Below are 21,581 nucleotides of genomic sequence, written 5' to 3' on the forward strand. Positions count from 1 at the left end.
CAAATTCCATTTTTTCAAACCAACGAAAATTATTTCAAAACAACCTGTCAAACCTGATTCAACAGGTGATCATCAAGTGTGCGGCTGGCGTGAGTTTAAGCCCCGCCGACTATTGGCCAGTCCCGGTTTGCTCAATCGCGCTAACCGCCGACATCAAAGGCATCAACTTCGCATGCGCCTTTTCATCATCAAAAGTATGCGCAACCGTTTTCCCATCACCTGTGAATAGCGTTAAGGTAGAGTGCCGGGCACCATCATATTCCCGCGCCTGTGAGGGAGATTTCAGCGCAGGGATTTCAGAAAGAGATACGCCGCGAAGGCTTTTTTGCACAGCCGCCCATTCCTCCGGCGTGATGAGCCGGCGCGACGCCCGTTGCTCACGTCCGGAAATGGTCGTAATAAAACTGTCGGCGGTAATAACGACGTGTTTTTGGAAACCACGCGTCAGCGAGCTGTATTCAACGCGACCAATTTTTTGTGAAGACTGGCATTGCATCAAAGCCATGGCCAATGTAAAAAGGAAAGCGGTCGACCCGCATCGGATAGTTTTCATGCCCGCAAGATATCAAACAAACCGCAACAGCCGAGGCAAAAAGAAACCTCCGGGTCGTCCAGCACAAACGCTAATGATGACACCGGAGGTCGAATAATTGTGACTATTCTATTATTCCTTCAAAAATTTCTCGCGAATAAGCCCCTTATCCGTCGACACCGATAAAATATACATACCCGTGGGCAGTGATGACACATCCAGCGAGCGCTCCTCCTGCCGCACATACGGCACTGCAGCACCCGTCAGATTATTGATCTGCAGCGCACGAATGACAACACCTTCTTCCAGTTCAAGCGTCAGCTGATCCTTTACCGGATTTGGATAAATGCGATGCGTCAGGATGCTTGCCTCTTCCGGAAGCACCACCTCGCCGCGATCCGTTTTAGCCAGGCCACTGCCGCCGGTAATGTTGACCGTATAATCTTCCACCTCACCATAAGCGAAAGCCTCGCAATAGCTCGGTACGCCATTATACTTCATAGATACGCGCAATCGGGTAGCGCCAGCGGTAACGGTAGAAGGCACCGTAAACGAGCCGCTCACGGGAGTGGTCGTGGTCGCATTACGGAACCACACACGCTCACCACTGTCGGCAAAATCACCGTCGCGGTTAAAGTCAATCCACGCGGCATAAGCTTCGCTATACGATGTGCCCGTCCAGGTAGGCGTGACGGTGATGGTGTAAGTCGAGCCTGCGCTAAGGGTTGTTGACAGGTTTGTAAAATTGCCATAGCCGCCGTTTGCGCCGCTTAGGTTGTTAATCGTGCCGAGCTGTACGCGACCAATGTATTCATCCGCGACGCTATTGCCGCGCGAGGCACAATAAGTAGGACCTGCATTGAGCGTGGTAAAGTTGACGGAAGCGCTGTAGGCCGAAGTAGTCGTGCCGCAGACGCTGCGCACCTGCGCCTCATACGCCGTCTGCGATGCGAGTGCGCTTAGCGTAATGGTTGTAGCCCCCGTGGAAACGGTTGTCCAGGTGGAGGCACTCGTCGCACGGTATTGTATATCGTATGTGGCATTGGCCACCGCGTTCCAGTTCAGGGTTGCGCCGGAAGTAGTAACACCGGATGCTGCAAGGCCGGTGGGGATAGTGGCATTACAGGTCACCGGACCTGTTGTAATGGTAAAGTTAGTGTTGGATATATCATAGAAGATATTGTCTGCAGCTTCCACTTTAATACGTGCCGTGGTTGTCGCGAGTGTCGGAACCGTAATAGCCTGCGAGCCATCGTTGGCTGTGCCGGCCACCAGCGTGGTGGGATAGGTAAAACCACCATCTGTAGAAAGAAGAATGTTTACCGTCGCAGAGTTTACCGGGGCTACGTTGGTGCTGGCCACATTCCAGGTAACGGTCTGTGCGCTGCCCGCGGCCCACGTCGTGGCGGCTGTTGGGAAGGTGACAACAAAAGGCCCCGCCGTACCGTTGACCGTTACGCGCATGAGATCTTCCGCTGTCTGGCCACCCCCGGCTTTGTTGTCACGTACGGTCAGTGCGAAGTTGAGCGTACGGGCTACCGACGGTACCACTTCCCACGTCGGTGTCAGATTGTTGTTGACTACGTCGCTGATGCGTGGGAAATAACGGTCGGGGGAAGTAGTTCCTTCCCATGAGCGGAACATCGGGCCCACGGTGCGGGTAGATGTCGGCGCCGAGTTGGAGTTCGGATTACCCGGGTCGTTTTGTTCCCATGCGAAGGTAATGGCATCGCTGTCGGGGTCTGTTCCTTGTCCGCGTAGCACAAAGGCGGTCGAGCGCGGAATGGTATAATCCGCGCCGGCGTTTGCCGTCGGCGGGTTGTTGGTCAGGTTAATAATCTGCGCACAGCCCGAGCTGTTACCGGATTGTACGTTCGCCGAGATATCGCGGATGTTTACATAGTGGAAGTATGCGTCGCTGTTGTTCTGTACGTTGGCGGCGCAGATGCCGGCATAGCCCATGATGGTGCTGCCGCTGCCGGGCTCTACTTCGGTCAAACCACTGCCACTGCGACAGGAAGAATTACTTTGTGTATGATAGCCACCAAACTGGTGTCCCATTTCATGCGCCACATAGTCTATGTCAAATGCATCGCCCGTAGGATTGGAGCTGCCGGTAAAGCCGCTACCTTTGCTGCCCGTAGTACACACGCAACCGATGCACCCGGCGTTGCCGCCACCGGTGGTGTTGAAGTTGTGACCAATATCGTAGTTGGCGTTGCCGATCGCGGCATCGATCACCTGTTGTGTTTTAGTATTCCACTCGTTTGACCAGGGGTCGGTAGTTGTACTACCATGGTAAATGATGAGGTTGTTGTTCGGAACGATCTCCATCGTAATAGCAAGGTCACGTTCATACACACCGTTCACGCGCGTCATGCTCACGTTCATTTGGGCGAGGATGTTGGCTTTCTTTTGTGCGTCAGTACCCGTGCCGGCAAACAGGTTGCCATACTCGGCTGTACAGGACAATGCGAGCCGGTACTTGCGCAGCTTGCGGTCGTTGGTGCTGAGAGGTGTCGGTGCCGCCGTGCGACCTGAAAATACATTCGCTTCATCGGTGTAACATGTAAAGCTCGTCTCGCGGGTCACATCGGCTCGGCGGTATACAGTATATAACGAACGGTCTTCGGTGTAGGGATCAATGTAATACTGACGGTCATGATCGCTGGAAAGTACCATGCCGTGGAATCCCGTTTGATTGGACACACTAAACCGGATGGTCGCAGAAGGCTCATCGAGGCCCTGGCCGGCATACGATTTAATGCCCGGGTACTTCGCGGCTAAGTCGGGGTGCAGTACCGAAGCTTCCACCACGCGATAACGCTTCAGCATACCTTGTGGATCAGGGAAGCTGACGATCAGATCAGCTCGCCCGGCAGACAAGCCCCGTATAGGGGCCTTGTTAACCTCTTGTTGAAGGCCGGAGAAATCGAGGGCAAACACCCGGTGCGCCGACGGTTGCGCGCGACGTGCCGCTAATGGCTTTTCCAACGGAGGCTCTGAAGACTGGGTCCAGTACGTTTTTGTTTGGGCCATGCCCAACGTTGCTGTCAAAGAGAAGACAGCCATAAATAGTAGTTTCTTCTTCATAACATGTATCGGTTTATGGTACAAAACAATATACCGAATAAGCCAGGAAGAAACATCGCGGTCACGACATAATTCGCTTTTATTCGCTCAACAACGGGTATATATTCTTTGGAGTATATATAATACCTGATAAGTAAGGTATACGAGAAATAAGGTATGCAACAAGTGTACCTGACGCGACTCTTAATTCTTATGCTGTTGTTTGCCGGCGCGAGTCTTCAGATTGCGTAATGTTCATGTCGTAGTGAATACACCGCCGGCGTCCCGACCAGGTTGGGATAACTGCATCTGCCTGCAGTCCGTCTTTCGTCGAGCATTATCCTCAGCAATCGATTGATACGTTTCAAAAGTTTAAAAATTCCTTAACCTGGCATTCGCCTTTCCATCCTTTTTATTTGGGTTATTTGGACGTCTGAATAGTCATGGAGACCCCGCAACAACATATTCAGTCAGATGAGCAACTGCTGCAGTCCTTGCAGCAGGATAGCCGCCAGGCATTTAATGAATTGTATTTCAGGCATTGGGAGAATCTCTACCGGGCGGCCTATTCAGTGTTACGCGACGAAGACTCGGCCAAAGACATCGTACAGGAAGTATTCTTCAGTATCTGGAAAAAACGTCACACCCAGCAAATCCGCCAGTTGTCTGCCTATCTTTTTCAGGCGGTAAAGTTTCAGGTGGCGCGCCAGCTGCGGCACGGTAAGTTGTTGGATATTCATGTAGAGCGGCTTGGCCACCTGCACACAATGAACACGACGGAGGAATCACTCCATGCCTCTGAGCTCGATGCGCTGCTCGAAACAACCCTGGGCAAATTGCCGGAGCGTTGCCGCGATGTCTTTTATCTAAGCCGCTTCGAACAGCTCTCGAATAAAGAGATCGCGCAACGTCTCAACCTTTCTACACGCACCGTGGAGTGGCATATCTCCAATGCGCTGAAACATCTGCGGCACACCATCGAGAACACCTTCCTGTTATTGATTCTATTTATGTTGCACTAACACGCGTTGCGTGTGCAACGTGTTATGCCCAGGTTATGGGTATTATGATTCTATTATTTGATGATTTTATGGCCCGTGTATCCGCCCGTTCCTGACACTATAGGACGTGTAAACACAGGTACATGACGAAGGAAGAATTTTTAAAACTGTTGGATCGGTATATCGCGGGCAAATGTACCGAGGCCGAACGGCAGTCGTTAGATCGTTTTTTTGCCTCCTTTCAGGAGGATGGCTCCTGGCAGCAATCGTGGGAGCTCACAGCACGCGAACGTATAAAACTGGAGATCTATACATCGCTCAATCGCCAAATGGATGAAGAACAGGTAACCGGTCTCTCCGTATGGCGACGCGCTGTGCCGGCAGTATTGCGCATCGCCGCCACGGTGGTAGTGACGCTGGGTCTCGGTTGGCTGATCTATACACGTTTTTATAGCGAGCCTTCCCCCCGGTACATCACCCAAAAAACGATTCGCGGTCAGCGCGCTACGGTTACGTTGAGCGACGGCTCCGTGGTTCGTTTGAATGCTGAAAGTCAGATCACCTATCCGGAGAAATTTACGGCAGATACCCGTGAGATACAGCTGACGGGTGAAGCGTTCTTCGATGTCCATCGCGACCCCGGGCATCCGTTTATTGTCCATTCACAAGGGTTAAAGACATCGGTGCTGGGTACCTCCTTTAATATACAGGCCGAAGCCACGGCGACAACCGTACAAGTAACCGTAAAGACGGGCCGGGTACAGGTTGAGCCGGAGGGGGACGACAGCAGTCGTCGACTGGTGCTGACCCCTACGCAGCAGGCAACCTATACGCGTGCGAACGCCAGCCTTACCCGCCAGACCGTGGCGTTGGATCGCTACCTGGCCTGGACGGACGATGTCATTTACCTCGACAATACGCCCATTCGCGAGATGGCACAGATCCTCGAAAAATGGTATGGCGTCACGATTTCCCTGGAAAAAGAAGGCCTCGGAAATTGCCTCATCAGCGGTAAGTATAAAAGCGATCAGCTTATCAACATCCTGGAAGGACTGGAGTTCATGCAAGGTATTACCTACCGCTTTGTAAACAACCGCACCATTATTTTATCCGGAAACCCCTGTAACCATTAACCAATGCCTATGCGATAAAAGACTACCAAACAACCCCTACTCAAAAAAGAAAGCCCATCGCTGCGGGAACAGAGATGGGCCCGACCCTAAAGATTGTAAAACCTTTAAAGCCTGATTCATGCGCTTGAAATTACTCAAAATATTGATGTTCGTGTCAAGAAAACTGATCCATGTTTTTGTGTGGCACATCGTCGCCATGCAATGTTTGCTTGCGGCACCTTCGAACGGCCAGGACCTGGAGGAGGTGAAGATTACCCTGAACCTGAAAGATGCGGCCCTGACAGAGGTTTTCTCTGCCATCGAAACCCAAACCGACTATGTGTTTGGCTATAACAGTCAGGTAAGGAAAATTAAAAAACGTTTCACATTTCAGTCGTCCAAAATTTCGATTGCCGATATCCTGCGTGCCGTATCGAAACAGGCGGACCTGAAATTCAAACAAATCAATTACAACATCACCGTTTCGTCCAAAAGTCCGACAGCCTATGTTGAACCTACATCGAATACCGATGTGGTGATCACGGGACAGGTGACCGATGCTGCTACCGGCGAGTCCATGCCCGGTGTAAACGTTATTGTAAAAGGCACGAGCATCGGTACCTCTACCGACGTGGACGGCCGCTATACACTCAATGTACCCGACGACGGTATCGTTCAGTTTACGTTTATAGGATACTCTACTGTGGAAGTAGTGGCCGGTACGAAAACCACGATCGACGTACAGCTCAAGACGGATTCAAAATCACTTGAAGAGCTCGTGGTGATCGGCTATGGTACGGAGCGTAAGGCAAACCTCACGGGCTCAGTCGACCAGGTGAACGGCGAGGTATTTGAAAACCGGCCGGTGGCCAACGTGTCGCAAGGCTTGCAGGGGTTGATTCCCAACCTGAACATTACGCCGGAGGATGGTAAGCCCATTCAATCACCCACGTATAATATCCGCGGGATAACGTCTATCGGTCAGGGTGGTAGTGCATTGATCTTGATCGATGGTGTGGAAGGCGATCCGCGCATGCTGAACCCACGCGACATTGCCAACGTGTCCGTGCTAAAAGATGCGGCGTCCGCCGCGATCTACGGCGCGCGCGCGGCCTTTGGCGTGGTGCTGATCACCACCAAGAAGCCGGCAGTAAACAAGATGACGGTAGACTACAGCACGAACTTCTCGTCGAAGAGCCCAACCACGGTTCCCGATCTTGTCACCGACGGCTATCAACAAGCGATGATCTTCAACGAGGCGTGGACGGCGTGGAACGACTACTCACAAACACCGCAGAACGTTAACAAAACCTTGAAATTTTCGCCCGCGTATCTCGAAGAATTAAAGCGCCGGTCAGAAGACCCTACACTACCAAAAGTAGAAGTGGGTCCGAGTGGCGAATATGTATACTACGGCAACACCGATTGGTATGATCTGCTGTATAAAGATCACACCACCGCCATGGAGCACAACCTCTCGGTTTCCGGCAGCACCGAAAAGGCAAGCCTCTACGTAACCGGTCGTTATTTCAAGCAGGATGGTCTCTTTCGTTACAACTCGGACGACTTTAAGATGTATAACTTCCGTGTGAAAGGAACGGTCCAGGTAACGCCGTGGCTGCAGTTGGAAAACAACACGCAGTACTCGGACATGAAATATCACAACCCACTCAATACGGGCGAAGGGGGCAGCATCTGGCGTAACATAGCCGACGAAGGCCACGTCATGTCGCCCATGTTTAACCCCGACGGCACGCTGACGTATTCAGCGGCATATACCGTAGGCGACTTCTGGTATGGCAAGAACGGTATTGATATGAAGAACCGCGTGCTGCGGAACACAACCGGTTTTACCGCCGAGTTCTTTGACAAGAAATTTCGTGTGAAGGGCAACTTTACGTACCAGAACACCGACTCCGCGCGGAAATTCATTCGCGTGCCGGTGCCGTACAGCAGACGCCCCGGTGTAATCGAGTATGTCGGTACGGGTACCAATGACATACGCATCGCTAACAGCGTGGCACAATATATTGCTACCAACATTTACGCAGAGTACGAAAACACCTACCACGAGAAGCACTATATAAAGGGATTGATCGGGTATAACTACGAGCAGTCTACATTGGAAGGCTTGTCAGCGCAGCGCAACGGACTTATATACAACGGTGCGCAAGACATCAACCTGGCGCTGGGCCAGTCGTATACCACCATCGGTGGCTGGGACAAGTGGAATGTGCTGGGCGGTTTCTTCCGGTTGAACTATCACTTCAACGACAAGTACCTGGTGGAAGTGAACGGCCGCTACGACGGTTCTTCCAAGTTTCCCACGCACGAACGCTTTGCATTCTTCCCGTCGATATCAGCAGGCTGGCGTGTCTCCAACGAATCGTTCTGGCATGTATCACCGAATCTTATTTCCGACTTGAAGCTGCGCGCTTCCTATGGTTCCCTGGGTAACGGTAGCATTGCCTCGTATGCTTTCCAGGAGAAGTTCGCCATTCGGCAGGCCAACCTGGCCCTCGGCGGTGTAAAGCCTCCGTATACGTCACAACCCAACGTACTGCCAGATGGTCTCACATGGGAAACATCGACGACGCAAAACATTGGCCTGGATCTGTCGATGGTACGAAACCGGTTGACGCTAAGCGCGGATGCATACATTCGCAAGACAACGGATATGTTCACCGTAGGCAGAACCCTGCCGAAGGTCTTTGGTACCGACGTACCGAAAGGCAACTATGCTGACTTGAAAACCACGGGTTGGGAAATTGTACTGAATTGGAATGATGAAGTTAATGTTGGCTCCAAGACGTTGGGGTATGTCGTACGCCTGACGCTGGCCGACAACCAGTCAGTCATCGAGAAGTATAACAACCCCGACAAAAAGCTGATCGACTACTATGAAGGCCAGAAAGTAGGCGAGATCTGGGGGTACGAAACAGAAGGTTTCTATGAGTCAGTGGAGGACATCGCGAATCATGCCGACCAGACGTTAATCAAATCCTCTACCAGTGGCAAAACCCTGCCGGGTGACATCAAGTTCCGCGACCTCGATAACAATAACAAAATTGACAACGGTGCCGCCACAGCAAACAAGCCGGGTGACATGCGGGTGATCGGGAACTCGCAGGCCCGCTATACCTATGGCATTATGCTGGGTGCAACGTGGAATAACTTTTCCTTGTCGGGTTTTTTCCAGGGTGTGGGCAAGCAGGACTGGTGGCCCGGTGCCGAGGCAGATGCCTTCTGGGGCCCGTACAACCGCCCCTACAACGGTACGCCGGAGTACATCGTCGGCAACTACTGGACGGAAGATAAACCCTACGGCTATTTTCCCCGCATGCGTGGTTATTCGGCGCAGTCCGACTGGCGTGAGCTGGGTGTGAAGCAGACAAAGTATTTACAGAATGTCGCATACCTCCGGTTGAAGAATGTGCAATTGAGCTATACGTTGCCAAAGTCGCTGGTGGAAAAGATCCGCGCCAGCAATGCGCGTGTCTATGTGACCGGCGAAAACTTGTGGACATGGTCGCCGTTGTACCGCCTTACCCGTGATATCGATGTCGAGAGCATTGGCCCGTCAGATAAAGTGCTGACGACAAACAATGCCGGCAACGGTAATAACTACCCGATATTGAAGAGCTATACCGCCGGTTTGGTTGTCACTTTTTAAGATTTAAACGCGCATCACCATGAAAAAACAATATTGGTCTATCGTACTCCTGAGTGTGCTGCTGGGCGCATGCGATCTGGAGCAAACGCCCGAAGCTACCACGACCCGCGACGCGGTGTTTAATAGCGAGAAGGGGCTCGAAGTTTATAGCAATTCTTTTTATGTGCCGCTAACAAATCCCGACTACAGCATCCTGCCTACTGCCAACAACCAGGTGCGTGGCGACGAGATGTCGGATTTTGCCGCACGTACACAAATACCCGACTTTTTACGTGATGGAGCGTTTGGGCCACGCCAAAGTTCTGGTTGGGACTGGCGTGCCCTGCGCAACATCAACTTCTTTATCGAAAATGCCAAGCCGTCGCCCGACGTTTCCACGGAGGCGCGCGAGCACTACCTGGGCGTGGCGCGTTTCTTCCGGGCCATGTTTTACTTCGACAAAGTGAAACGCTTTGGCGATGTACCGTGGATTAACAAGACTATGAGCATCGAAGATCCTGATCTGTATAGTAATCGCGACTCGCGGACGCTGGTGATGGACTCCGTGCTGGCCGACCTGGACTATGCGGGCGCACACGTGCGGGAGGCAGCGGATAACAGCCGTAGCACCGTGACACGGTACGTGGTATACGGATTTAAGTCACGGGTCTGTTTGTTTGAGGGAACGTTCCGCAAGTATCATACAGAATATAATCTGGGTGGAACCGCGACAAAATGGCTTGAAGAAGCTGCCGGCGCGGCGCAAAAGGTTATGGAGAAAGGCGGCTATCTGCTGAATGAGTCGGGTGGACCGACGGCGTCGTATCGCCAGGTATTTATCTCGCGCACGCCAGTAACGTCTGAAGTGATGCTGGCGGCGGCCGCGGACGTAAACCTGAGCTTGTTCAACGATGCCAACTGGTATTGGACCAGCGCTACGTATGGCTCGCGCGTAAGCTTTACCCGTACGTTTATCAATACGTACCTGCTGGAAGACGGCACGCCGTTTACGGATCAGTCCGGTCATGAAACGATGGTATTTGCTGACGAGGTGAAAGGCCGTGACAAACGTCTGCAACAAACCATTCGCATGGGTAACTATACACGTGTCAATGCCGGCAAGCGTGAGGTAGCACCGCCGGTCTTCTCATACACCTATACGGGTTATCAGCCTATCAAGTGGACGCTGGACGATACCTATTACGACGGGGGTACCCGCAATGACAATTCGGTGGCGTTGCTGCGGTATGCTGAAGTCTTGTTGAACTATGCTGAGGCCCGCGCAGAATTGGAAACGATCACCACCGACGATTGGACCAAGACCGTAGGGGCATTGCGCCGTCGTGCGGGTATTACGGGTAACCTGACAACGTTGCCCACAATGCTCGATGACTATATGCAGGCTGAATATTTCCCCGACATTAGTAACCCTGTGCTCATGGAGATACGCCGCGAGCGTGGTATTGAACTGGCACTGGAAGGCCTTCGCTTCTACGACCTGGTGCGATGGAAACATGGTGAGTTGCTGCTCAAGGTGTGGAACGGATTGTATGTTCCCGCGCTGGATGTGCCGATGGATCTGAACGAAGACGGCGTCATGGACGTGGCTTTCTACAAGACGATGCCGGCGAACCCTGTTAAGGGTGTTACCTATGTCAATGTGGGTGAAAAGATTAATAACCTGGACAATCCGCAGCGCTTGTCACATGACTCCTCTGGAGAAATTACATGGCTGGCAAATGTGGACCGGGGAGAATGGAATGACAAACGTTATCTTTACCCGATACCGGAAACGGACTCGCTGATGAACCCTGCTCTTGGTCAAAATCCCGGATGGTATTGAGAAAGAACAAAATAAACCGATGAAGAACAAATTGATCATGGCATTGCTCGCGCTGATACTGGCGGGCAACACCTTCGCACAAACATTACGCGTGGCGACCTACAACATGCGTTACGACAATCCGGGTGACAGCCTTAACCGGTGGAAGTACCGCCTGCCCATTATTATTGATCAGATAAAATTTCACGATTTTGACCTGCTCGGCGGTCAGGAATTGCTTAGCCACCAGGTTGAAGGGCTGATGAAACAACTCAAGGACTATGAATACGCCGGTGTCGGCAGGGACGATGGTGAGAAGAAAGGCGAGTTTTCCGCACTGTTCTATAAAAAAGACAAGTTCAAGCTGTTGAAGAAAGGCAACTTCTGGCTGTCGCTAACGCCTGACAAGCCAGGTGCGGGCTGGGATGCTGCACTGTCACGGATCTGCACGTGGGTGCAGTTGGAAGAAAAAGCCACCGGTTTGCGCTTCTATTTCTTCAACACGCACTTTGACCACCGCGGTGTTCAGGCGCGCAAGGAGAGCGGACGGTTGATCGCTGAAAAGATTGCTCAGATCGCCGGTGATGCACCGGCGATTCTCACGGGAGACTTCAACTTCGACGAGCAACACGAAGGTTTTGCTGCCATCACGGCTTCCGGCAAGCTGCGTAATTCGTTTGACCTGGCGCCCATTAAGCTGGCACCTACCGGAACCTTCAACAGCTTTGACATAGCAACAACGAACAAGGTTCGCATTGACCACATCTTTGTGACCAGCCAATTCAATGTAAAGAAGTATGGCATTCTGACCGACAATTACGGTGGTCGTTTTCCGTCGGATCACTTTCCTGTGATGGTTGAGATTATACCGGCAACGACACGCAAAGCAAAATAAACCGTTTTTAAATTTTCCTTAGTAGTTTGAGGCCACGGCACATGCTGTGGCCTTTTTTTATACCTACGCGCCGATGCTGGCAAAAAGATTATTGAGTGACTCGGCATACGTGGGATGCGCAAAGATACCGTCGCGGAGGGCCTCGTAGGTCAGGCCACCCATCATGGCTACTTGCAGGATCGTGACGATCTCGCCCCCCTCGTTACCCAATATCGCAGCGCCCAGAATCTGTTTTGTCTCGCGGTTTACAATCGCTTTCATTAATCCGGCGGCGCGGCCCACTTCGTTGGCGCGGGCTACACGTGACATCGGCAGGGTGGCGACTTCGATCGGTAATCCCTTGTCGCGTGCTTCCTGTTCGGTCAGTCCTACACGGCCTAACGGCGGGTCGGTGAAAACACAGTAAGGTACCAGCCGGCCGGTGATGCGGTCATGGCCGCCGTGCAGCAGGTTGTTAAATAATATAAGATAGTCGTTGTACGATACGTGTGTAAAGGCGGGTCCTCCCTTAACATCACCCAAGGCATATATACCCGGAGCGGAGGTCTCGAGGGCATCGTTTGTTTTGATATAACCTTTGTCGTCGGTTTCGATACCGGCTGCTGCCAGGTTCAGGGCATCGGTGTTGGGTGTTCGACCCGTCGCCATCAGGAGGTGAGAAGCTCTTATCGTGATCTCGATTCCCTGCTTGTCAATTGTGGCGGCAACACCATCACCGTCAGGTTGTACATGCCGCAGGTTGCTGGCGGCGTGGAGCGTCATGCCTTCGTTTTCGAGAATGGTTTTGAGTGCGTTGGCGATGTCGGTGTCTTCGCGCGGGAGCAGCCGGTCATGTGGGTCGATCAATGTCACCCGGCTGCCAAACCGCCGGAACATTTGCCCCAGCTCCAGGCCGATATAGCCACTGCCTGCCACGAGTAAATGCTCGGGTAGGACTTTCAAATCGAGGATGGTGGTAGAGGTAAGGTAGCGGACGGTGTCCAGGCCTTCGATCCTGGGTATTGCCGGACGTACGCCGGTATTGATAAATATAAAGTCGGCCGTGCACGACGCGACCGTGCCATCGAGCAACGTGACCGCCACCGTTTTGCGACCGGTGAAAGTGGCGGTACCATATACCAGGTCGAGGTGATCAGTGTCTTGCAGCTTTTGCTCGAGGCCACTACGCGATTTCAGTACGAGCTTGTCTTTACGTGCGAGGATGGCGGGCAGGTTGACGCTATAGCCATCGATGTCGATGCCCAGCGCTTTCGCGTGCGCGGTGACGCTCGCTGCCTGGGCGGAGGCGATCATGGTTTTGGTAGGGGTACAGCCGTCGTTCACGCAGGTGCCACCGACCCATCGTTGTTCAATGAGGCAGGTATTCCAGCCGGCTTCTGCCAGGCGCTTGGCCATGGGGTTGCCACCCTGGCCCGAACCGATCACGATAGCTTTGTAATGTTTTTGCATAAGCAGGTCTTAGTTAATTTCTGTGCAGGCTTCTTGTCAACGGCAAAGCCAACAATGAAAATACGCGTGGTCTAACGGTAAGGATCAATATGTAAATTTACCGACGAAGGGGCATGTGGTAAAAAACCGTGCCCGAAAATTCCTCACACAGTATATCTACGGAAGATAACAATTTCCTATGGGTGGTATGATAGTTAGTAGGATGAATCAATACCTTTGAATTTCGTGGATTTTTTAGTTTACAGTATACATGAAGAATTTTGACTCGGAGCTTTGTGGAAGCCTACCCATCCACCTGACCAACCACATCCAGCCGTATGGTGTCTTACTGGTGATCAATCGCAAAGATTTCAAAGTCATTCAGGCCAGTGAAAATAGTAATCTCGTTTTTGGTGATCCGATCCAAGAGATGATCGACAAGCCACTGAGTGCTTATGTTCCGGAAAATATTGTAGAAAAGATTCAACAAAAACTTACTACATCTTTTACAAATCCGCTTCCTGACCAATGGAACATTCGCGGTGTGGAGCATTTTGTTCTTTGGCACGCCAAGGAAAATTATCTCCTTGCCGAAATCGAAATACCAGGCGGTCGCACAGGTGATCTCTCCAGTTTTGCCAACGTATACCATGAATTAAAATATGCCATGAACCGCATTGAATCCGCAGAGACCCTCACGGCGCTCTGGCAGATCGTGGTGGCGGAGATCAAAAAGGTCTCGGGCTTTGACAAGATCATGGTGTACCAATTTGACGAGGAGTGGAACGGCACCGTGGTGGCCGAGGTGCTGGAACCGGGTATGGAGGTATACCTCGGCATAACCTTCCCGGCCTCGGACATACCCCGCCAGGCACGGGAGTTGTACAAAAAAAACGCCTACCGGTATATACCGGATCGCGACGCACAGCCCGTGCGATTATATCCCGTCATTAATTCACTCACCGGCGCCTTTATTGACCTGTTTGATTGCAACCTGCGCAGTGTAGCGTCAGTGCACGTAGAATACCTGCGGAACATGGACGTGGCCGCTTCCATGTCCATCCGCATTATGAAAAACAACGAGTTGTGGGGACTTATGGCCTGCCACCATCGTACGCCGCGGCAGCTATCGTTCCAGATGTGTTCTGTGTTGGAAATGCTTTCCGCAGCAATCTCGGCCAAACTGTCGTTGCTTGTAAATAAGAACAGCTACCAGTTCGACCAGAACCTGAAAGAAAAGTATACGACGCTGGTGAAAGAGATTTATGCATCGGGCAATCCGGATGATACGATGGTCGGGACGGGGCGTATTGCCGAGCTCTTTGAAGCCGATGGATTAGCCATTATACGCAATGGGCTGACGCGCACATGGGGCAAAACGCCGCCGGAGGAGGACCTGCAAGAATTGGCACTCTGGCTGAGCGTACAAGACATTAAAAGCCTTTATCATACCACCTCGATATCATCGGTGAACGACGCAGCAGAACGATACAAAGGCTCTTGCAGCGGACTGCTGTGCCTGGTTATTGATCCGCGCCGGCATGACTTCCTGTTGCTCTTTCGGCGCGAGATGATCGAGACCCTCCAATGGGGCGGTAACCCGCACGAACGGATCCAGTTTGAAAGCGATGGCAAGTCGTATCATCCGCGCAACTCCTTTAAGATCTGGCAACAGACCGTCACGGGACGGTCCGCGCGGTGGCGGAAAGAAGAGCTCATCCTGGCGGAAGTGCTGCGCAACTTTTTATATGAATTTAGCACAACTCGTATTAAATAACACATAGACGCTCCATGGCCCGCGAAACGGATCATTTTATAGTAGGAATAGGTGCCTCGGCCGGCGGACTCGAAGCCATCAATGAATTCTTCGACAACATGCCGGCGTCACCGGCCTGCTCGTTTGTGGTGATCCAGCACCTTTCCCCCGACCACAAAAGCCTGCTGGCCGAGATCATTACCCGTCATACTAAGATGCGTGTATACGAGGCCGTCGATGGTATGCAGGTGGAGCCCAATTGCGTATATATCATACCCAGTAACCGGGCGCTGACGATCCGCGGCAATAACCTGACGGTTGAAAAAAAGGAACCTCTGAAAGTACCAAACAATGCCATTGACGTATTTCTCCAATCACTGGCGCACGAGCGGAAAGAGAAAAGCATTGGTGTGATTCTCTCGGGCACGGGTTCGGACGGTACCCGGGGCATCGAAGCCATTAAAAACTGCGGAGGTCTGGTACTGGTGCAAGACCCGAAGACGGCGCAATTCGATGGCATGCCCATCAGCGCGATACAGTCGGGTCATGCACGGGCGATATTATCACCATCGCAGATGCCGGAAGAGATCCTGTTCCATACCCAGACCAACCTCTCGTATCTTAATACCAACAACCTGCTCGAGAACAAAGCGCTTGACGAGATTTTCCAGCTTATTCACGACGAAGTAGGTTTTAACTTTCACTATTATAAGACGCCTACCCTGTTGCGGCGTATTTACAACCGGATATCGAAGGGAAATCACGGCACGTTGGAAGGTTATTTAGAGGTGCTGCGCAAGTCGCCACAGGAGTGTCGTGCGCTGAGCAACGATTTTCTGATTGGGGTCACAAAATTCTTCCGCGACAAGGAGGCCTTCCAGGTATTGGCGCGTGAGGTCATCAACCCACTGGTGGCTTCGAAAGAGAATGGTGACATTCTGAAAGTATGGGTAGTAGCGTGTAGCACGGGCGAAGAGGCGCTTTCCATCGCGATCCTCATCAATGAAGCGCTGGAAAAGCAAAAGAAAGATTTGATGGTAAAAATCTTCGCCACGGATATTGACGAGCGGAGTATCACCATCGCTAACAAAGGTATATATCCAACTTCGATCGAGGCGGACATCAGCAAGGAACTGCTCGAAAAGTATTTTTCCAGGAGCAACAATAGCTATCAGGTCCTGCCGCACATCCGCAAGCAGATCATATTCGTTAAACATGATATCACCAACGAGGCGCCGTTTGTCAAGAATGACCTGGTAAGCTGCCGTAACATGCTTATCTACATGACGCGCTCGCTGCAAGAGAAGCTGTTTCCCATTTTACTATACGCGCTCAAACGGCAGAGTTACTTGTTTTTGGGATCCAGCGAATCGCCGGTGACGATTGAAAAATACCTGGTCGACGTCGACGCGAAAGCCAAGGTATATCGCAAGGAATATGAGGCCCCCCTGAACAGTCGTCACCTCATGGACATATCGCAGCGTAAAAGCAGCTATCCCGAGCCTGAGAGTACTGCGATGGGAAGAAGTGGAGACAGCTACGCTAAGTTCTTTCAGCAGGAGATCAGCCGCGAATTTGGATATGTAGGTTGTTACATTAATGACGAGTTTGAAATCGTCAAGACTATTGGGGACTATAACAATATACTATCGCTGCCACAGCGCGAGTTGGTGTTCAACTTGCTGGAGATGTTGCCGCCCAACCTCGGTCCGATGTTAAGCCTGGAGGTCCGTAAGGTATGGAAGACAAATCAACGGGTATTGCTCCGCGACCTGAAGTTTCAACGGGACGATGAAGAGTATGTGCTGGAGGTACTGATCGTGCCGGCCAAGGTAGAAGTGCCCACACGACTGACGCTGGTGATACTTCGCCAACAGCAAACACTGCCTGGCATGACGCCACCCCCGGTGGTGCCCGATCTCGATTCGACGGATAAATTCACGAGCGACTATATTCGGTCGCTGGAAATGGACCTGCAAAAGGTCCGCTACAATCTGCAAGTAACAGTAGAGAATACAGAAACGATCAACGAAGAGCTGCAAAGCTCGAACGAGGAATTACTCACGGCGAACGAGGAATTACAGAGCTCGAACGAAGAGTTGCAGTCTGTAAACGAGGAACTGCACACGCTCAATACGGAGTACCAGCTGCGCATTCAGGAGCTGTCGGAATTGAACGACGATTTGAACAATTATTTCCGCAGCAGTGACTTTGGACAGATTTTCCTGGACGAAGAGCTGAACATCCGGAAGTTCAATCCAGCGTCCGCCAAAATGATCAACCTCATCGAAAGCGATGTCGGTAGACCCATTACACACTTCTCGACAAACTTCCGGTACGATAACCTGGCGCAGGACTTGCAGGTAGTGCAGCAAACTAACCAGACACTTGAGCGAGAGCTATTATTGGCAAATGGCCGAAACCTGCTCATGCGGATGATGCCTTACCTTTCCAACGAAGACAAGCAAGTAGGCATCGTGATATCGTTTGTTGACGTGAGCTTGGTGAAACACCTCAGCACATTTATTGCTGCCGTGTTCAACGTTAGCCCGAGTGCCATTCTGGCGTTGAAAAGCGTGCGCAGCGTGGAGCGAAATATACTCGACTTCGTTGTAGAGACTTCCAACTATATGGCCAGCTCCTTGCTGGGCACGACCGAAGACCTGAAAGGGAAATCGGTGCGTAAGGACCTGCCACAACTGGTCAGCGACGAGTTGTTCCAGGAAATGCAATACGTCGTGGAGCGCAACGTTCCTATGCAGCAGGATTTTTACCTTCTTCACACACGCCGCTGGTACCAGGTGAACGCCATTCGCATGGAGGACGGGCTGGTGATGACGTTTGCCGATATCACGCAAAAGAAGGCCGCCGAAGACAAGCTGCGCAATAGCTATGCAGAATTGGTGCGGGCAAAAGACAGTCTGAAAGAGCTAAACGCCGACCTGGAGCAGAAAGTACGGGAGCGTACGCTCGAGTTATCAAAAAGTGAGGAGCGTTTCAAGACCATTGCCACCACCACGATCGATGCTATTTGGGAGTGGGACTTTGTACGGAATGAAGCGTGGTGGAGCGATACTTTTTACAACGTCTTCGGTTATGATGTCGTGCGCGATAAGTTCACGCGCGCTACCTGGGCGGAAAGGATTCACTCTGACGATAAGGACCGTGTACAACAGACATTGTACAGAGCCATCAATCAGAACAGTCAGCGTTGGTCTACCGAGTATCGTTTTCAGCGGGCCGATGGTGAATACCTCGACATACTCGACCAGGCCACAATCATCAAGGACGAGCTCGGTGCACCCTGCCGGATGATCGGTTCGATGCTCGACATCACGCAGCTCAAACAGGCCGAGCAAGCTATTGCCAACTCACAGGCCGAGCGCAAGTTCCTGGCAGAGTCTATGCCACTGATCGTGTGGATGGCCGACGAATCGGGAAATATCACGTTTGTGAACCGTCAGTTCGAGAAATATACGGGCCTGTCAACCGAAGAAATTCTGGCGAAGGGTTGGAGCACGGTGATCCACCCGCAGCACATTGACGTTTTCTTAGAGACGTGGCGTCAGTCTGTAAACCGCGCCGAGGAGTTTACGCTCGAGCTGCGGCTGTTGGTGCAGGGGGGCGAATACCGCTGGAACCTGCTGCGCGCCAACCCGCGTAAGAATCGCGCTGGCGTGATTGTGAACTGGGTTATTACCTCCGTGGACATCCACGAACAAAAAAGTCTGAATAAGCTCCTGGAGGAAAAAGTCGCCAGCCGTACCCGGGAACTGGAGGAGGTAAACGAGGCGCTTCGCTTGAGCAACAACGACCTGAAGCAATTTGCTTCGGTAGCGTCGCATGACCTGCAGGAACCTATTCGGAAAATGGTGATGTTTTCGCGTATGGTCGGCAGCCAGTTCCGCGATCAGCTGCCCGAGAAGGCGCACTTTTACCTCGATGCCATTGCCTCGTCGTCGGAGCGCATGCGCGCGATGATTACCAACATCCTGAACTTTTCCAAAATCTCTCCCGACCGTGGCGACTTCCGGGTAACGGACATCAATGCCATGTTAAAAGATATACAAGATGACTATGAGCTGTTGATCAAAGAAAGGAAAGCGGTCCTTACGGTGGACCAGTTCCCGGACATGGAAGTTATACCGAACCTGATCCGCCAGGTATTCCAGAACCTGATCAGCAACGCCCTCAAGTTTGCACGCGACGGTGTGCCGCCGCACGTTACCATTACGGCGACACGCGTGGCCGAAAAATCGTTCACCGCCTCTTCAGACCCCAACGGTCCTTTCTGTATATGCACTGTCCGCGACAATGGCATAGGATTTAATGAGGAATTCAGGGAAAAAATATTCGTGTTGTTCCATCGTATCAACCCCAAGGACAAATACGAAGGCTCCGGCATCGGCCTGGCCATCGTGAAGAAGGTGATTGATATACACCAGGGGCTGGTACGCGGCTCCAGTGAGGAGGGACAAGGCGCACTATTTGAACTTGTAATTCCGATTAAACAGTAAAGTAAGTATGTCGAAGTACTTGTTGTTATGTGAAGACGATCAGTATGACCGTGCCGTTTTCGCAGAGATCTTTCAAGAGGTGGAGAAAGAATATGAGCTCGTGATGCTCGAAGAGGGCAGCGAAGTAATACCCTTCCTCGCCAAAAAACAGCGGCGCGATGCATACCCGGCGTTGATTTTGCTGGATCAAAACATGCCGCAAAAAAAGGGAACGGAAGTGTTAAAAGAAGTGAAAGCGAGCGATGACTATAAACACATTCCGGTAGTGATATACTCTACCCATGATGGCCAGGAGCTTGCCAGCGAGTCGAAGGCGCTCGGCGCGGTGACATTCATGTCTAAGCCGTATGATTACAACGAGTATATAGCACTGATTAAAATGCTGATGACCCTCGCTCTCTGAAGAAAATACTCCACAGTGAGTGTGTCGACTGTTCCACGCCTTCGTTCGATAGCTTGTTGAATTTATTCCACAGGCTAGGTTGATTTCTTTTTCGACCCTTTCGTGCGTCATTACTTCTCATGCTGCGGGCACAATAATTAAATTATGATAGCCGGTACTTTCACCAATAAGATCCGTCTATCATAATGAACGAACTATTAGAACGCGAGTATTGGAACAATACCGTACAAGACTATCTCATTGCCCTGGCGATCATTGTCGTCGGCACATTGGCCCTGCGCATCTTTAAAGGCACGTTGTTGCGCCGCCTGGAAAAATGGGCAAATACCACCAAGACTACCAATGATGATTTTCTCTTAAAGAGTGTGGAACGTTTTGCGCTGCCGGCGTTATACTACTTTATTATCTATTCGGGTATCAACTACCTGGAGCTGACACCGAAGGCCGACAATGTGCTGCGCATTGCTACCGCCCTGGTGATTACGTTTTTTATCCTGCGGCTGATATCCTCGATCATTTTGCTGGTGCTTCAGAACTATATACGCCGACAGGAGAAAGGCGAGGAGAAGATCAGACAGCTCGGAGGCCTGATGGTGATCATCAACATTGTCGTCTGGATTTTGGGCGCGGTATTCTTAATCGACAACCTGGGTTACAATGTTACAACTATTATCACCGGGTTGGGCATCGGTGGTATTGCTATAGCCCTGGCAGCACAAAACATTCTGGGTGATTTATTTAATTACTTTGTCATCTTTTTTGATCGACCGTTTGAGGTCGGTGACTTTATTGTCGTAGATGACAAGATGGGTTCCGGGGAATATATAGGTCTGAAAACAACGCGCATTCGAAGCCTCAGTGGTGAGCAGTTGGTCATCGGCAACTCCAACCTCATGAACGCCAGAATTCATAACTTCAAAACCCAAAACTTACGGCGCGTAGTTTTTAACATCAATATCTCGTATGCCACACCAATCGAAAAAGTGCGGGAGATTCCAGCAATCTTAAAAGCAATTGTGGAAGCCCAGGCAGATGTACGGTTCGACCGTGCACACTTTGCTTCCTATAAGGACTGGAGCCTGAACTTCGAGATCGTATACTTTGTGCTCAGTTCGGACTTCAACAAGTACATGGATATTCAACAATCAATCAATCTCGCAATCTACGATCGTTTGCAGGCATTGGGCGTAGACTTCGCATTGCCGACACAACGTTTGATGATGAAAGGTGGCGGGGAGGAAGCTTTGAATCCCAATGAGGCGACAGATAAAACGGAAGCCGCCAGAACTTAACGCCTGACTATGCGTCCCAAGGCGGACAAAAACATCCGGAACCGGACACCATATAATCATTTGCTACGCCAAACGCCAGATCAAATACCAATATCGATT

Annotated in this window: 12 protein-coding genes; 9 read left to right on the top strand and 3 right to left on the bottom strand. The window is 51.5% G+C overall.

Features of this window, described 5'->3' with window-relative positions; translation table 11 throughout:
• Positions 1 to 109: 109 nt before the first annotated feature.
• The gene (locus tag K7P01_RS13310; RefSeq protein WP_267293715.1) at positions 110 to 553 is read right to left on the bottom strand and encodes a hypothetical protein; all 444 of its coding nucleotides are present in this window, start codon (positions 551 to 553) and stop codon (positions 110 to 112) included.
• A gap of 111 nt (positions 554 to 664) precedes the next feature.
• A complete protein-coding gene (locus K7P01_RS13315; protein WP_267293717.1) occupies positions 665 to 3,625 on the bottom strand; it encodes a zinc-dependent metalloprotease in 2,961 nt (986 codons plus the stop codon).
• Between the two features lie 422 nt (positions 3,626 to 4,047).
• Between K7P01_RS13315 and K7P01_RS13320 the strand changes: the two genes are divergently transcribed.
• From K7P01_RS13320 to K7P01_RS13340, 5 genes are all read left to right on the top strand, one after another.
• Positions 4,048 to 4,626 carry an RNA polymerase sigma-70 factor gene (locus K7P01_RS13320; RefSeq protein WP_267293719.1) on the top strand — a complete coding sequence of 193 codons (579 nt, stop codon included), beginning with the start codon at positions 4,048 to 4,050 and terminating at the stop codon, positions 4,624 to 4,626.
• A gap of 122 nt (positions 4,627 to 4,748) precedes the next feature.
• Positions 4,749 to 5,738, top strand: a complete 990-nt coding sequence (locus tag K7P01_RS13325; protein ID WP_267293721.1) for a FecR family protein — start codon at positions 4,749 to 4,751, stop codon at positions 5,736 to 5,738.
• Between the two features lie 118 nt (positions 5,739 to 5,856).
• Complete coding sequence (locus K7P01_RS13330; RefSeq protein ID WP_267293723.1) at positions 5,857 to 9,390, top strand: SusC/RagA family TonB-linked outer membrane protein; 3,534 nt, start codon at positions 5,857 to 5,859, stop codon at positions 9,388 to 9,390.
• Positions 9,391 to 9,409: 19 nt separating this feature from the next.
• Positions 9,410 to 11,212 (top strand): RagB/SusD family nutrient uptake outer membrane protein, encoded by a 1,803-nt coding sequence (locus K7P01_RS13335; RefSeq protein WP_267293725.1) that lies wholly within the window; start codon positions 9,410 to 9,412, stop codon positions 11,210 to 11,212.
• A 19-nt stretch (positions 11,213 to 11,231) separates the two neighbouring features.
• Positions 11,232 to 12,086 carry an endonuclease/exonuclease/phosphatase family protein gene (locus K7P01_RS13340; protein WP_267293727.1) on the top strand — a complete coding sequence of 285 codons (855 nt, stop codon included), beginning with the start codon at positions 11,232 to 11,234 and terminating at the stop codon, positions 12,084 to 12,086.
• Between the two features lie 63 nt (positions 12,087 to 12,149).
• On the opposite strand, the gene K7P01_RS13345 is transcribed toward K7P01_RS13340, so the two are convergent.
• Entirely contained in the window at positions 12,150 to 13,535 is a 1,386-nt protein-coding gene (locus K7P01_RS13345; RefSeq protein ID WP_267293729.1) for a mercuric reductase, read from the bottom strand.
• Positions 13,536 to 13,785: 250 nt separating this feature from the next.
• On the opposite strand from K7P01_RS13345, the gene K7P01_RS13350 reads away from it, so the two are divergent.
• The 4 genes from K7P01_RS13350 to K7P01_RS13365 all read left to right on the top strand — a co-directional run bounded on the left by K7P01_RS13350 (position 13,786) and on the right by K7P01_RS13365 (position 21,482).
• A complete protein-coding gene (locus tag K7P01_RS13350) occupies positions 13,786 to 15,291 on the top strand; it encodes a GAF domain-containing protein (protein WP_267293731.1) in 1,506 nt (501 codons plus the stop codon).
• Between the two features lie 14 nt (positions 15,292 to 15,305).
• The gene (locus tag K7P01_RS13355) at positions 15,306 to 19,787 is read left to right on the top strand and encodes a chemotaxis protein CheB (protein WP_267293733.1); all 4,482 of its coding nucleotides are present in this window, start codon (positions 15,306 to 15,308) and stop codon (positions 19,785 to 19,787) included.
• Positions 19,788 to 19,794: 7 nt separating this feature from the next.
• Positions 19,795 to 20,190, top strand: coding sequence for a response regulator (locus K7P01_RS13360; protein WP_267293735.1), 396 nt, complete (start codon positions 19,795 to 19,797; stop codon positions 20,188 to 20,190).
• Positions 20,191 to 20,375: 185 nt separating this feature from the next.
• Positions 20,376 to 21,482 (top strand): mechanosensitive ion channel family protein, encoded by a 1,107-nt coding sequence (locus K7P01_RS13365; protein ID WP_267293737.1) that lies wholly within the window; start codon positions 20,376 to 20,378, stop codon positions 21,480 to 21,482.
• Positions 21,483 to 21,581 lie beyond the last annotated feature (99 nt).

This window comes from Parachryseolinea silvisoli (assembly GCF_021190955.1).
Taxonomy (GTDB): Bacteria; Bacteroidota; Bacteroidia; order Cytophagales; family Cyclobacteriaceae; genus Ohtaekwangia; species Ohtaekwangia silvisoli.